The organism is Fictibacillus halophilus (assembly GCF_016401385.1).
Taxonomy (GTDB): Bacteria; Bacillota; Bacilli; order Bacillales; family Fictibacillaceae; genus Fictibacillus; species Fictibacillus halophilus.
This window is the reverse complement of sequence record NZ_JAEACF010000004.1, coordinates 24,240-39,898: the sequence shown is the minus strand read 5'-3', so window position 1 is coordinate 39,898 and position 15,659 is coordinate 24,240. Positions and strand designations below refer to the sequence as shown.

Sequence of the window (15,659 nt, the reverse complement as noted above, 5' to 3'; positions counted from 1 at the left end):
TTACACCCTTATGTTGGTAACCTTTCTTACAAGATAAAAAGTTAAAATAGTTCCTATAATGAACATTATTGATATAATAGCCCCTGGCACAGTGGTTATAGGTTTTAAGAAATCATCCACAATAGTATTCATAACTAAAATCAAAAATATGGGTAGAGATGGTAAAATATATGAAATAAATCTTTGCTCTGCAGTCATTGTTTTAATAGTTTGATTAAGTACTTTCCGTTCTTCAAGCGTATGGGCCATTTCGTCCAAGATTGCATGCAGGTTGCCCCCCGCTCTTTTTTGAATAAGAAGAGTAGCTATGAATAACTTAAAGTCTCTTGAAGGTACTCTTTTTTGAAAACTTACTAGAGCCTTCTCAAAATCCACACCTAATCTCAGTTCATTTGCAAGTCGTTTGAATTCTGTACCCGCAGGATGTGCCACTTCATGTGCAACAAGTTCAACACCTTGGTTAATTGTCATACCTGCTCTAGTTGAATTCCCAAGAAGGCGACATACTTCAGATAATTGACCTTCAAATCGTTGTTGATATTTATTTTTTCTAATTGCAAACAAAGAATAGTATGAAATCACAACAAAAGCAGCTGCGATGATTATGTTTAAAGGCATTGTTATACTGAACATCGTGTTAGATAAAATTGCTATTGTAACTCCACCTAAAATCAACATTCCGTAGAACTCAGATGGTGTTAAAGATACATTGGCTTGCTGCAACTTCTCATGCATTTTACTTGCTAGTGGAGATCGATCGAATTTATCTCCCAATACAACAAAATAGCTTTTTCTTTTATTTGGAGTACCATATATGGTCTCGGCTTGTCTTTTCCATTCTCTTTTATGTGTCCTGTAACCCAAGAAGCTATAAATTGCCCAGATTGCTAATAGAACGGATAGGCTAGAAAGAGCGGCTATAATCATGCAGCTTCCCTCCTTGTGTCTGAAAAATATCTTCAGAAAGATTAACACCAAAAACCTTTAATCGCTCCAAGCATTTTGGAACTATTCCCGTTGGGGTAAAGTAGCCTTCCACATCCCCATTTGAATTCATTCCAGTCTTTTTATATATAAAAATATCGTTCACGTGTACTTTTCCATCCTCATCGGTAAACACTTCTGCTATGGAAACAATCTTACGCTTCCCGTCTGTAAGTCGTTCACCTTGAACAATAAAGTCTAGAGCTCCTACGATATATTCACGAATTACACTTGCGGGCAAGTCCATTCCTGCCATAATTACCATACCTTCAACTCTTCCAAGAGCGTCTCTAGGTGAGTTAGCATGGACGGTTGTAAGAGAACCTTCATGACCTGTATTCATCGCCTGGAGCATATCGAACGCTTCAGGTCCACGAACTTCCCCTACAATAATTCGATCGGGACGCATACGAAGGGAGTTTTTAACGAGTTGTCTAATTGAAATTTCACCCGATCCCTCAACGTTTGCTGGACGTGCTTCCATTCCTACTACGTTAGGTCGATTTAGCCTAAGTTCAGCTGAATCTTCAATAGTGATTACCCTTTCGCCTGATGGAATGGATCGCGCAACTGCGTTTAGCAAAGTCGTTTTTCCGCTTCCTGTTCCTCCAGAGATAAGAATATTTAATTTTGCGGTTACTATTGCCTCAAGGAACTTGGACATATCATCTGACATAGAACCGAAACTGATTAAATCTTCCATCATTAGTGGTTCTTTACGAAATTTACGTATTGAAACTAATGTGCCTCTTAAACTAACAGGAGGAATTACAGCATTTACACGGCTACCATCGTGAAGCCTTGCATCAACCATAGGTGAACTTTCATCTATTCTTCGTCCTAGTGGTGCAACTACACGATCAATAATGTGCCTTACATGAGATTCATCCTTGAATTTAAGACTGGTTAACTCTAATCTACCGTTTTTCTCAATGTAAACCTCATTGTGTCCATTTATTAGAATCTCTGTAATGTCAGGATCGTTTAACAGTGATTCTAAAGGACCAAAGCCTACTGATTCATCTATCAACCGAGTAAGTAATTTTTCTTTATCGCTTCTCGGTATAACAACTCTTTCTTCTAACATAAACTGACTGATGATTCTCTCTATAGCCAGTCTCATTTCGCCTCGAGATAAGCTAGTAATCTGATCAAGATTTGATTCATTTAACAATCTAGCTTTATAGTGCTCTAATAGTTCATCTATATATGGATTAGCATAGGAGGAATAATCTTGCACTTGATCGTTGTTGTCGTTTACTTCAATGAAACTTTTTCTACTGAATAGCGACATTAATTAAACCTCCTTTATTAATTCAAAGTGTTGGCAACCCACTTTTTCAAATCTTTTGCAGCACTCGTAATTTTCTTTTCATTTGGTTGTTTTCTAATCGGCGTACTGTTATTGATCAAAGATTGAATTCCTTTAAAATCTCTCGAGATTTCAGCAGCCACAGGCTTTTCAATAAGCTGTTTGAAATCAGAGACACTTAATTCGTTATCTCTTCCAACTTGGTTAAAAACAAGCTCAAGTCTGTTTTCTGTATTAACGCTTAACCGATTAAATAACTCTTCCGCGCTTTTAAATACTCTTAAAGAAGGTGTATCTAAATTCATTACATAGTAGATTAGATCTGATTCTTCTAAAGCAGTTAAACTCACTTCATTCATATAAGCTGGCAAATCAATAATGACGTAATCATAAGAAAGCCTGCATGTTCGAATTAACCTAGAAATAAATTCTTCGTTTATAATCTCAGCAGATTCTGCATCCCTAGGACTCATAAGCACTTCTAGGTTAGAATGTGTTTCTTTTTGTGTAACATTTTTTATATGACTTTCATTCAACTCTTCAATTACCGGCTTTAAATCAACAATCGTTCGATTTCCATCTAATCCCAAAAAAGCTTCAGCTCCACCAAATTGGAGATTTAAATCAATAAATAGGACTTGAGCAGTAGAATCTAACTTTAAAGTTTGGCTGTAACCTGTCGATAAGAAGGTTGTACCACTACCACCTTTACCGCTATAGAAAGAGATAACCTGACCTCTTCCTTTTTTAAAACTTTGTTGTACACCATCTTGTCTTTTGCGATTATTCTCAATAAATCGTTCTGTCTTTTTAATGGATTCCTTAAATAACTCCAGTTCATCTGGTAAAACAAAGAAATCAATAGCTCCTACTCTAATTACTTCACGTAACAACATAAAGTCTGGAGCATCTGACACAAACAAAATACTTAACGAAGAATTAATAGCATGAAGACTCTGAACTAGTTCTACACCCTGTTCAGAATTAGATCTAGCAACAATTGCAATATCAGGATCTAACCTGTCAATTTCTTTTGCTGCATCAAACGGTTCTACGACTTCAACATTTTGATAATCTTTTAAACCTTCTAATATTTGTTTTTTTAATAAGGTATCTTCTGTTATAACGACTAAAGATTTTGGTTTACTCATAATGTCCTCCACCGATAAATCCTTGTATTATTCTTTTTTACTAGGTTGTGGTGCTGGTTGAGCAGGTGGCTTTTCTGCTGGTTTGGCTGCTGGTTTTGTTGGTTGAGCAGGTGGTGTACTTGCAGGTTTTTCTTCAGTTTCTTTTTTCTGATCATTTTCCTGTGGTTTCTTCTTTTCTCCTTGCCCAACATTTGCTTTTAAAATCCTTACACTATCTGCGTAGTTTTGCACATGGATTAATTTAGGAGCGTCTTCTATAGGAACCTCTAACGCAACTCCTTTAAACGATTTATTTTCACCTCTAGCAACCATGGCTACTGGTACATCGCTCATAAATAATTCTGTTTTTGGCTGACCATCAACTTTTTGAGAAACGATAATGTCAACTCGGTCCAAATCATTTAGCTCTTGATCAAACCTGACTTTTTCAGAAGCTATCATAGATATAAGTCTATTATTTTGATTTTGTAATGTTGAAACATCCTTCAACATGTTTTTCATAATGATGTCATCCGGAGTTAATGGAACGACTGAAACCTTATTAATTAAATTTTTCTTGTTTGTGATGTGTGAATCGGTTACATATTTATTAGGGATTTCAATAGCCTTAACCTGATCAGGTTTAATTAAGGCTCTTGATGGAATCTCCGCGCTAGCAACATATACTGATGTTGTGTCACCTAATTGATTGTTGAGTGCTTTAACTTTTTGTAGAAATATTACTCCAGCTAGTAAGGCTAATAACAAAGAAAGACTAATAAAGATAATGGCTCTTCGTTTCGACTCCAACATTTAAAAATTTACCTCTCTCTCGACGAATTACTATTTTATAATACAAATGTCATATCCTGATAAATGGCTATGCCAAAACTATCACATATTTCCCAACAGCGTCAACCTCCAAAAAACCTTGGTATACAAAGGTTTTATCTCATTTTTAATACCTTCTTACTAACGGGAAATAAACTTCGACTCCTTTCGACAATTTCTACAAAGTATTATTTTAGGAATATAATCATACATAAATTACAATTTAACCCATCTTTACTAAAAACTTAATACCTCAAAACTCACTGAATTAAACCCTAAAGTGCTTTGTAACCACAATTTAGGTGAATTAGACCTATAGTGGTTTTTAGAAAACACATAGGAAAATAGAATCAATTTAAAAAAACAACCATCTATCTTAAGATAGATGGTTGTTAAACAGATTAACGCAACGTCCCTTCCCATTCCCAACGGTAAGAATCATAACTTCGAGGTCCTTTAAAGAATGTTACTTCTTGTTTTTCGCCTGGCTTTATAGTTATTGATTTAGTGGTGTATTCTTCTACAACTTCATTATCCTTAACCAATTCCACATGTACTTTTCCCTTATACGTTCGTTTATTGTTATAGTTACCTACGTAAATATAATGGGAAATCGACTTTGTTTGTGAATCAGTTTTTATAGACAGTCTTACGTTATTTAGGGATTCATTCTCTTTATCCCCTTGTTCTTTATATTGTTTATCCAATACTTCAAAAGCTTCTTCTTTTCTATTATCGTTTGATATGTCTACAAAAGTCATAATGACATTAAAGAATATTACACAAAACAGAAAAGACCCAATAGCCCACATCCAACCCGCTTTCTTGCTTTCAGGACTTTTCTTTAAGTACGCAAAATATGCTGCAAAAATACCAAAAAACACACCAATTCCACTCATAATTAAAAACTCTATTCTCAAAACACTAACCTCCATTTATATTATTATTTCTTTAGCTCGCCCAACCATTTCCACGAGTAGTTTGGGTGCCAAGTATCATAAAGCGCATTTTCAATTTCCTTTTTTTCACCCGGTTTTATAGTAATTGATTCGGTAACATGGGTAAAAACCTTTTTGTCTTTCTTGTTCCTAATTGTAATTTTAATTTTGCCCTTGTATGAATACTGTTTGTTAAAATTTGCTACATAAATATTATATGAAGTAGAACTCCTGAGTTTATCTGGAGTTACAACAACCTCCAAGTTATCATAAGACTCGTTATTCGGGTCTCCACGGTCTTCGTATCTTTCATTAAGTAATTCAAAGGCCTCTTTCTTCATATGTTCATCCATTACATCTGAAACCTTTATAATTCCATTCATCACTAGCAGGCATGTCGCAATACAACCAATCGCCCAATAAACACCTGTTCTCGTTCTACCTAACTTTTTATAGTGAACGAACGAGCTAATGGCTAGAATAAGTCCAAATGAAAAAGCTCCTATGTTAAACCAGATCACACCACTCAAATAGTCATTATCCATTTTCGTCCTCACCTTTTTATAACTTCAAATTAATTAAGTTCACCTTTCCACTCCCAGGAATATGAATCGTACAACCTTCTCCCATCAAAATGATCTATTTGTTTCTTTTCCCCTGGTTTTATAGTGATTTTTTTTGTTGTGTATTCCCCGTCAACTATTTTATTATTGATGATGGTTTTTATATAGACCTTTCCATGAAATGATACCTTTTTATTAAAATTAGCTACATAAATATAATGAGTATCTTGGCCCTTATTTTTATCAGTTTTAAGTGATAATTCCAGGTTAGCAAAAGATTCTTCTTCATTTCCTCTTTCTTCATTGTTTTTTTCCATTTCTGTATATGCAGCTTCTACTCTTTGCTCATCTGAATAGTTCACGTACAGAATTATCCCATTAAAAAAAACCATAACTCCTATAAAGACCGCTGTTCCCCAGAGTTCAGCTCGAATTTGACTAACTTTTTCTTTCTTTTTCTTTTTGTAATAACCTATTCCAAATATTAATGCTAAGATGAACGCTAGTATATTCGTAAAAATAATTAACCCACATTTCCAACAAAACCTCCTAACATAATCCTCTTCTAAATGTATTCGTAATCCTCTATAACCTTCATACTACTCTATTTTTCATACCCTACTTACGCTCAATCCAAATCAAAGTTTCGACATAAAAAAGTTGAGGTCAAAAGATCAACCCCAACAACTCTTCACTATAATAAAATGTCACTAACGCTCCTACTGCTAAATACGGTCCGAACGGGATCGCGGTCTTACGGTTATATTTCTTCGTCACTACCCCTACGATTGCGACTAAAACGCCTACGATGGATGCGACCATAAGTGTTAGATATGCTCCTTGAAAACCGAGTATGAGCCCTAATACGCCCATCAGTTTAATATCTCCACCGCCGATTCCGCCTTTAGAGAGAACGGCTAACAACAATAAAAATAAAAATCCGAGCAAACTTCCGACGGCAGCGTCTACCCAGCCTCTAGGCTCAAAGATCGCCTGTAACGCTAGGAACCACACGAAAAATACGATCAGCACTTTGTCTGAGATAATAAAGTACAACAAATCAGAAACAGTAATGATGGCGCATAATAAAACGAGTGAACAGGCTAACAACAATTCAATAGAAAAGCCGTATTTTATGTATGAAAAACTATAAAGAACTCCTGTTGCGAGTTCCACCATCGTATATAAAAGGGGAATCCGCTTCTTACATGTTTTACACTTTGCGCCGGCGGTGAGATACGAAACGATGGGAAACAGCTCGTACCATTTTAGCTGCCTTTCGCAATGGTCACATTGTGAGCGTTCTACACCTATTACCTTCATTCCCTTTGGCAGACGATAGCCGATTACTCCACCGAACGAGGCTAAGACGGCTCCTACTACAAAAAACCAAACGCTCCACATTACTTCCATTTCCCACTTCTCCCTTAATCTTCATCCTGCACACTATTATAATGAAGAAACTTATTTTTTGCATCTCTCTTCCTTAAAGTTATCGGCTATCTTTTTTATTTGTTTTCCTGCACATACAAAAAAGGAATGCCCGAAAACGGACATTCCTACGATAATTTTTCACTATTCGACTAAGAATACAAAATAGCTGATGAAGACGATGAAGAGAACCCACATGATTGGGTGAACTTCTTTTACACGTCCTTTTACTGTCATTGTTAGTGGATACATAACGAATCCTAGTGCGATACCTGTTGCGATGCTGTATGTGAGCGGCATTGCAATCAATGTTAAGAATGCTGGTACTGCGATTTCTAAACGGTCCCACTTGATTTTGCTTAATACGGATACCATCAGTACACCTACGATGATAAGTGCTGGTGCAGTAACAGATGGTGTTACGACAACTAATAATGGCGAGAAGAAAAGAGCTAATAAGAATAATCCACCCGTTACCACAGACGTGAATCCTGTACGTCCACCTGCTGCTACACCTGAAGCTGATTCGATGTAAGCTGTTGTTGAAGATGTTCCAAGGATCGCACCAACTGCGATTGCTGATGAATCGGCTAGCAACGCTTTACCTGCGCGAGGCAGCTTGTTGTCTTTCATGATTCCTGCTTGTGATGCAACTGCCATCAATGTTCCTGCTGTATCAAAGAAATCAACGATAAAGAACGTTAGAACAACGATCATCATGTCGATCGTAAAAATTTGATCAAAGTGAGAGAACGCTTGTCCGAATGTTGGCGCAAGACTTGGAATCGCTCCTACGATTTGATCTGGCTTATTGATCAAACCAGCAAAGATACCAACTACAGCTGTGATTACCATTCCGTAGAAGATTCCTCCACGAACGTTTCGGATCATCATTAAAATTGTAATGATGAAACCAAAGATTGCGAGAAGTGTTGGACCTTGTGTTAAGTCACCAAGAGAAACAAGTGTAGCTTCGCTTGGAGCGACGATTCCTGCGTTCTTCAGTCCGATAAATGCGATGAACAGCCCGATACCGGACGCTGCAGCAAACTTCAAATCTTCCGGTATTGCGTTTATGATGGTTTCACGAATTTTAAATAATGTAATAAAAATAAAGATAATTCCAGACATCAATACGCCAGCAAGAGCTGTTTGCCACGGGATATCCATGACCAAGACTACTGAGTAAGCGAAGAAAGCGTTAAGTCCCATACCTGGAGCAAGTGCGATCGGATACTTCGCTACGATCCCCATGAAAAGTGTTCCAAGGGCCGCTGCAAGTGCAGTTGCTGTGAACACGGCACCTTTATCCATGCCAGCATCGCCTAGAACGGAAGGGTTAACGAATAAAATGTAAGCCATCGCAAGGAACGTTGTTAATCCTGCTGTTGCCTCTTTCTTGTAAGAAGTGTTGAACTCCTTGAAACCAAAGTACTTTTCCATCTATATATCCCCCTATACCCTGTCTACGTATAAAATCGAAAAAGCTTATTTTACTGACTTATGGGGTTTGAACTTTGCATCATTGTAGTTGATTGGAGCGCAAGGTGCGAGACTCCTGCGGGACGAGTGGGACAGGTGAGACCCTTAAAGGCGCAAAGCGGCAAGGGGCTCACCGCCCGCCCCGCGGAAAGCGAAGCACCTGGAGCGGAAATCAACTACTTTCAAAAGCAGCTTTGTTCAAACAAAAAGACCCAAGGGACGAGCCCTTGGGTCTGAATACGTAAGAGTTAATGAAACGTGGCCTATGCAAAGAGAGCATGTGAGCCATGTTTCAAAAATCCTTCGTAGTCAGACCATTTACGGCAGTCTGGTAGAAACTTTCGGGCCATATCCCCGAATTTATACGTAGGAAATACATTTAATTTTTAATTACTACTTGAGTATAGGTCGAACTTTGTCGTACGTCAAGCGTTTTTACGAATGATTTTATGTTATTTTACGATAATCGTTCGTGTTTTCGCTTTCAACCCTATTCCCACTCGATAGTTGCTGGTGGCTTAGACGTAATATCGTATACCACGCGGTTGATGTGATCGACTTCGTTTACGATACGAGTAGAGATCTTTTCTAGAACATCCCAAGGGATACGTGCCCAGTCAGAAGTCATTCCGTCGATCGACGTTACGGCACGAATACCGATCGTGTAATCGTACGTACGAGCGTCACCCATTACACCAACACTACGGATGTCAGGTAGGACAGTGAAATATTGCCATACTTCACGCTCTAAGCCTGCTTTTGCGATTTCTTCACGAAGGATGAAATCAGACTCACGAACGATCTCTAGTTTTTCTTCTGTAATCGCACCAAGTACACGGATTCCTAGACCTGGTCCTGGGAACGGCTGACGCCATACGATGTGCTCAGGAATGCCAAGCTCTGTACCCACTTTACGCACTTCATCTTTAAAGAGTGTGTTAAGAGGCTCGATCAATTTGAACTGCATGTCTTCAGGAAGTCCGCCAACGTTATGGTGAGACTTGATCGTTTGTGCAGTTGCTGTACCGCTCTCTACGATATCTGTGTAAAGCGTACCTTGTGCAAGGAATTCGATGCCTTGTAGGTTTGAAGCTTCTTCATCAAATACGTAGATGAACTCGTTACCGATGATCTTACGCTTCTTCTCAGGATCAGAAACACCTTCAAGCTTGCTTAAGAAACGATCTTTCGCATCGACTTTGATGATGTTGATGTTGAATCCTTCGCTGAACGTCTTCATTACTTGATCAGCTTCATCTTTACGAAGAAGTCCGTGATCAACGAAGATACATGTTAATTGGTCACCGATCGCTTTATGAACAAGTACGGCAACAACAGATGAGTCAACGCCACCTGACATCGCGCAGATCACTTTTTTGTCGCCAACAACGTCACGGATCTTTTGAATTTCGTCTTCAATCCAGTTTTCCATCGTCCAGTTGCCTTCACATTCACAAACAGATTTTACGAAGTTATCAAGAAACTCGATACCATACTCTGAATGACGAACTTCTGGGTGGAATTGTACGCCGTAAAGTTTACGAGATACATCACTCATTGCCGCTACAGGACAAGAAAGACTTGTAGCGTCCGTTACGAAACCTTCTGGTGGCGCAACAACTAAGTCGCTATGGCTCATCCATACCACTTGTTGTTCTGGAAGATTCTCATAAAGCTTGTTCATGTTCGTTACTGTGATTTCTGCTTTACCATACTCACGGTGGCTCGCTCGTTCTACTTTACCGCCGAAGTGGTAGCTCATCAACTGCATACCATAGCAGATACCGAGCACTGGGATATCCAGATCAAAAATGGCTGGATCACAAGCTGGTGCTCCTTCTGCATAAACAGAGTTAGGTCCACCAGAGAAGATGATTCCTTTTGGATTCATTTTCTTTATATCTTCCGCCGTTGTCGTGTGCGGATGTAATTCACTGTATACTCCTAAGTCACGGATACGACGTGCAATCAACTGATTATATTGTCCACCGAAATCTAACACAACGATCATTTCACTCATTACGTGCAAATCATTCGTTACGCTCATGTACTTCACCCCATCTATTATTATCAGCTATAGTATCCGTCAGCTTGTCTATCTTTACACTTTCTTTATAAAACAAAAGAATTCTACCCTTGTTTTCCACATACAAAAACAAAGGCAGAATTCCTTAAAATGTAGCTATAAAGAATCCTGCCTTCATAGTCAGGTCATTTTCGGCAACCCGGTAGAGACTCTCGAACCTTATTATCGAGGATATACGAAGGAGAATAATATCTGACACTATAATCTTAAAGACATTCTAACAATGCCTGTTATAGCGGTCAAGGGCGGATTCTTTTAATTAAATTTTCCCACAATTCTTTATGAAAATCATTCCATAGATCTGACTGCTTTTTCGGACTGAATTGAACGCCTTCATAGGCTTTCGCGAGTATTCTCATGTCCTTCGAATCGAGCTCTCTGTCAACATACAAAGCGTATTCTCTCAACGTAAAAGCAGGTCTTCTTTTTATGCCATATACCTTTAATAGCCACATCAAGCGTTCGAACGCTTCTTCAAAGCTATCAGCGCCTTTTTTGTGTTTGTAGCGCCAGATCGTGTACTGACGAAGCCATTTTCTACGGAACAGATAAGCGAGCCCAGCAATCACAACAAGGCTGATTAACAGAATTACAGCTAGCGTTCCAACAGATTTCAGGATTGAACTTGAACCTGTTTTTTCTCCTGATGAAGTGTTTTCGTCCTTGGTTACGTCTTTTTCGGGCTTGTCCGGCTGTGACGGTACAGGTGCAGCTGGTGTTGAATCCTTTTCTTCGTCTTCAGGCTGGAATGGATTATCGAATCCACGCGTCGGCTCGAATGGAACCCATCCAATTCCTGAAAAATACACTTCTACCCATGAGTGGGCATTTGCGTTTGTAACGGTATATTCACGAAGACCATCATCACCAAGCGCCTCAAAAGTTCCTGGTGTGAAACCTTTTACCCAGCGCGCAGGTATGCCAACAGAGCGCAGCATTACAACCATCGACGTTGAAAAGTTATCGCAATACCCTTTTTTCGTTTCAAACAAAAACTGATCGACGTAATCTTCATCACCCTTTGGAACCGCAACTTCAATCGTATTATAGCCGTATGCGTTCTTTGCAAAATAGCCTTCGACCGTTTTGACTTTATCGTAGATCGTTGGTTGGTTTGCTGTAACGTTTCGCGCTAAATTTTTTACTCTTTCCGGTAAAGTAGTAGGAAGCTGCAGGTAATTTTCACTTATTGCTTCAGGATATTGATTGGTTGAAGCTTTTAGCTGCTCTTCTTTGATAACAGGCAACTGGTAGTTCATCTCATACTCAGAAAGTTTCTCTTCTCTTCCATCTTGAAAGGTAGAAATTTTGCCGTTAACACCATCTAACTGATAACTGATATCCGGATCGGCTTGAATGTTGGTCAGTTTTCCTGGAATCATTAAAAATGAGTATTCTTTTCTTTTTTCCGCTTCAATGCGTGCTTTATGGTCTTTCATTTCTAATCCATCTACCCAGATTCTCGTGTAATCGGTATCCACTGAAGGATTATTTGCTTCTAAAGCGATTGCCTGAGTCGGAGTTACATTCTCCCACCCTTTACCGGTGTAGAATTCTTTCGTTTCTATCCGCCAATAATGCCTGCCGTTATCATAGGCCGTAAAGATTGGCGTATAGTCGAACTCGAATGGACCGCCAAGCTGGCTGTCGTTTTCCCCATAACCAATCTTCGCGATACCAGCGCCTTTTCCTAGTCCTTCTTCTCCATCTTTTCCTGACATGTTCTGAATAAAAGGAACAGGATCAGGCCAGATCGGAGATGCTTTTGGCGCCACATAACCTAGAGCTGATGACAACGCGATGACACCAGAAAGTGGTGCCACCCACAGCACAGGGAACTTTCCTTTTAAAAGCGAGAAGCCTTGCGTTTCAATAATCTTCATCATCCGTAAGATACCGACCAAGATTAATCCGATGAAAACGGTACGGATGATCGCGAACTTCCCATCATACACTGTAAACGTATCGAGTATTGAAATATAGATGACGGTGATCAAGAAAAACAGAAAGATTCTTCGTGTCTGGACGAGCCAATAATGCATCAAATAACTGACGAGCCAGAGTAATATAAAGAACAACAGACTTCGAGAGAGTGATGTCATCTCGTCCCAGTTTTGGTTTGAAAACAGACCAAGATTGTATTGAATGTCTTCAATCAAGAATGGAACCCATTTAAACGATAAGAAAACATCAAAAAAGTAAAGCGAGTGAAGCGCATATAACATCGCTCCCAATTTCACAGGAAAAGAGATCCAGAACGGAAGCTGAAAATACGTAACAATAAACAAAAAGAATGTGTACATCACGAAAATTTGGATATCGTTCGTCGTCGTAAGCTCTTTAAGCGGTCTTAACCACTCCCATAAAAGAAGAAAACCTAAGCCGTACAGAACTAAGACGTGTAGCGTTGACGCTTGTTGCTGATTAGATTGAGGCATACGTGCCACCTGCCTTCAGCGATTCGTTAAAGTCAGAGCCAATGATCGGTGTTACAGGCACACCAAATTGTCTGATTCGAGAGATATACGTAAGTTCTTGACTCTTAAGTTTAGAATCAAGCGCTAAATAAAAGAAAATCACGTTCGTTTGCTGTCTAGATGCGATAAGCTCGAGCGTTTTCATCGTGTATTCAGAAAGATTCGGCGAAATAATAAGCGCCGTCTTGCCTTCCATATAGCCTGCCATGTATTCCTGCTTCAACCGTTCTTCAAAAGGCAGCTTCACGTCTGACTTTACTTTTGCTAGTTCGTGAAGAATCCGCCACTCTTGTTCAACCCCAATATTCATCGGGATTTCTTTTCCGGATAACGGATGATAGCCGATCGAACCACCCTTTGAGATCGCATAGTGAACGATGGAGGCCGCAAGTGAAACGCCGCGTTCAAACAACCAATCATGCGTGCCGTAGCTCTTTTCACAATGATCGAGCACGATCACAAAGTCATCGTTACGCTGCTGTTCAAACACTTTGGTTAATAGCTTGTTCGACCTCGCACTCGCTTTCCAGTGCAGCCAGTTCATTCGGTCACCAGCCACATAGTCACGCACACTGACCGTTGATGTGTAGTCTGTGAAAGAACGCTTTCCGACCTTTTTCATACCGGATTGCAGCATCTTTCCTGCTTCCCACCGCTCAATATCTTGATAATGCGGGTACACAAAGATCTGATCTTGAAGAGAGACACTCGTGCTTTTTAAGACAAACCCAAAGATGTCGCCTGTACTGATTTGAATCTGATCAAATTTAAACAACCCGCGCGGTGCAGGATTAATCGTATACGAATATTCCAGATGCTTTCGGAACAACGGAAACAACAGGATACGAGACTGGATCTGATGCGTATTGCCCTCATATCGCGTTTCACGTAGCAGTACCTCTGGAAGCAAGTCCTCTAACACAACGTAAAAGAGCGGGAAGTTGCTTCGTCGTTTGACGACGATCGTTACTTCTACTTCTTCGCCTGCCATCAGCTTGTTTTTTGAAATATAACGTTCCACTTTCAACCTCTGAATCGGATAGAAAGCCATCGTAATGGAATAAAGCACGAGGGGAAGTACACTGTAAAACAAAAACCAGCTTACGAATCCTCCTTGAAACATCGCAAAAGAGAACGTAACAAGAAGTAAAAAGATGATCCCTGAAAACCCGATCGGTGTTTTATACCGCTCCCGAAATTTATGAAGAAACGCCTTCATTATGCATGCTGTTCCTTATGAATAGGTGCAGGCACACGTGCCAAAAGCTCATTGACTACTTCTTCAGCTGAGATTCCCTCAAAACGAGCTTCAGGTTTTAATAGCACACGATGAACAAGAACATAAGGTGCCAAGTATTTCACATCATCAGGGATTACAAAATCACGGTTCATCAGAAGGGCAAAAGCCTGTGCTGCTTTTAATAACGCGAGCGACCCACGCGGACTGACGCCTAGCGCAATGGACTTATGATTACGTGTACGGTTGATCAGGTCGACGATATATCGCTTGATTGAATCCGATACAAAGATGTTCTTTACGGCTGTTTTCAGTTCTGAGATCTCTTCAGGTGAGATGGCTGGTTTAAGGAGGTGGATCGGGTGTTCGTTTCCGATTACGTTCAATACGTTAAACTCTTCCTCGGGAGTCGGATATCCCATCGTCAGCTTCATTAAAAAGCGGTCAAGCTGTGCTTCTGGAAGCGGATAAGTTCCTTCGTATTCGATCGGATTTTGTGTGGCCATAACTAAGAATGGATCGGGCAATATGTGAGTCTGTCCATCAACCGTCATGCTCATTTCTTCCATCGATTCAAGAAGTGCAGATTGTGTCTTCGGTGATGTACGGTTGATCTCATCAGCGAGAATGATGTTTCCAACGAGAGGACCTGGTCTAAATTCAAAACTCATATCTTTTTGGTTATATATCGATACCCCCGTCATATCAGACGGCAATAAATCAGGTGTGAACTGTATACGGTTAAAGGTTAGGCCCAGAGATTTAGCGATGGATCGCACCATCATTGTCTTCCCTACTCCTGGTACGTCTTCAAGTAAAACATGTCCCCCCGCTAATAACGAAACAAGCGTTAACTCTGTAACCTTTTTCTTACCTACCATAACTTTTTCTACGTTTGCGATAACCTCTCTAAGCTGAGGATGATATTCAAATGTCTTTTCATTTCTAGCGTTCATGATAGACTCCCCTCTAACATTTCTGTCTCTACATTATTTAATTTCCCTTTCCTTTAAATATTCTCATCGTACAGACGATATTCCTTGTTTTTTTTACAAAAAAAGAGAAGATTCGATACAGGAAAATAAATAAAAAAAGATGCACCCTATAAAGTGCACCGTACTCGCTCACACTAGTCTTGTTTTGAATTCTTTGACTCTAATTTTCCAAGCTTAATAAGTATGCTGTTTT

The 15,659-nt window shown here is 39.5% G+C and carries 13 protein-coding genes and 2 riboswitches; all 13 genes read right to left on the bottom strand.

The features are described 5' to 3' along the window. A complete protein-coding gene (locus tag I5J82_RS19245) occupies positions 1 to 927 on the bottom strand; it encodes a type II secretion system F family protein (protein ID WP_198769376.1) in 927 nt (308 codons plus the stop codon). Continuing rightward, complete coding sequence (locus I5J82_RS19240; protein WP_198769375.1) at positions 905 to 2,278, bottom strand: TadA family conjugal transfer-associated ATPase; 1,374 nt, start codon at positions 2,276 to 2,278, stop codon at positions 905 to 907. The genes I5J82_RS19245 and I5J82_RS19240 overlap by 23 nt, the downstream gene beginning before the upstream one ends. A gap of 17 nt (positions 2,279 to 2,295) precedes the next feature. Then, a complete protein-coding gene (locus I5J82_RS19235; RefSeq protein WP_198769374.1) occupies positions 2,296 to 3,447 on the bottom strand; it encodes a CpaE/TadZ family protein in 1,152 nt (383 codons plus the stop codon). 27 nt (positions 3,448 to 3,474) lie between these two features. After that, positions 3,475 to 4,239, bottom strand: coding sequence for an SAF domain-containing protein (locus tag I5J82_RS19230; RefSeq protein WP_198769373.1), 765 nt, complete (start codon positions 4,237 to 4,239; stop codon positions 3,475 to 3,477). Positions 4,240 to 4,658: 419 nt separating this feature from the next. Beyond that, entirely contained in the window at positions 4,659 to 5,177 is a 519-nt protein-coding gene (locus I5J82_RS19225; protein ID WP_198769372.1) for a hypothetical protein, read from the bottom strand. A gap of 23 nt (positions 5,178 to 5,200) precedes the next feature. Beyond that, positions 5,201 to 5,740: a hypothetical protein gene (locus I5J82_RS19220; RefSeq protein WP_198769371.1), complete on the bottom strand. Its 540-nt coding sequence runs from the start codon at positions 5,738 to 5,740 to the stop codon at positions 5,201 to 5,203. 29 nt (positions 5,741 to 5,769) lie between these two features. Next, positions 5,770 to 6,120, bottom strand: coding sequence for a hypothetical protein (locus I5J82_RS19215; protein ID WP_198769370.1), 351 nt, complete (start codon positions 6,118 to 6,120; stop codon positions 5,770 to 5,772). A 304-nt stretch (positions 6,121 to 6,424) separates the two neighbouring features. Continuing rightward, entirely contained in the window at positions 6,425 to 7,171 is a 747-nt protein-coding gene (locus I5J82_RS19210) for a prepilin peptidase (RefSeq protein WP_198769369.1), read from the bottom strand. A gap of 162 nt (positions 7,172 to 7,333) precedes the next feature. Further along, the gene (locus tag I5J82_RS19205; protein ID WP_198769368.1) at positions 7,334 to 8,632 is read right to left on the bottom strand and encodes an NCS2 family permease; all 1,299 of its coding nucleotides are present in this window, start codon (positions 8,630 to 8,632) and stop codon (positions 7,334 to 7,336) included. 325 nt (positions 8,633 to 8,957) lie between these two features. After that, positions 8,958 to 9,059, bottom strand: a riboswitch (purine riboswitch). Between the two features lie 102 nt (positions 9,060 to 9,161). Then, positions 9,162 to 10,718 carry a glutamine-hydrolyzing GMP synthase gene (guaA, locus tag I5J82_RS19200; RefSeq protein ID WP_269819612.1) on the bottom strand — a complete coding sequence of 519 codons (1,557 nt, stop codon included), beginning with the start codon at positions 10,716 to 10,718 and terminating at the stop codon, positions 9,162 to 9,164. 136 nt (positions 10,719 to 10,854) lie between these two features. Next, a riboswitch (purine riboswitch) is annotated at positions 10,855 to 10,956 on the bottom strand. Between the two features lie 40 nt (positions 10,957 to 10,996). Then, complete coding sequence (locus I5J82_RS19195; RefSeq protein WP_198769367.1) at positions 10,997 to 13,195, bottom strand: DUF4129 domain-containing transglutaminase family protein; 2,199 nt, start codon at positions 13,193 to 13,195, stop codon at positions 10,997 to 10,999. Further along, positions 13,182 to 14,453: a DUF58 domain-containing protein gene (locus I5J82_RS19190; RefSeq protein ID WP_198769366.1), complete on the bottom strand. Its 1,272-nt coding sequence runs from the start codon at positions 14,451 to 14,453 to the stop codon at positions 13,182 to 13,184. The genes I5J82_RS19195 and I5J82_RS19190 overlap by 14 nt, the downstream gene beginning before the upstream one ends. After that, positions 14,453 to 15,427, bottom strand: a complete 975-nt coding sequence (locus tag I5J82_RS19185; protein WP_198769365.1) for an AAA family ATPase — start codon at positions 15,425 to 15,427, stop codon at positions 14,453 to 14,455. Before I5J82_RS19185 ends, I5J82_RS19190 begins: the two co-directional genes overlap by 1 nt. Between the last annotated feature and the right edge of the window lie 232 nt (positions 15,428 to 15,659).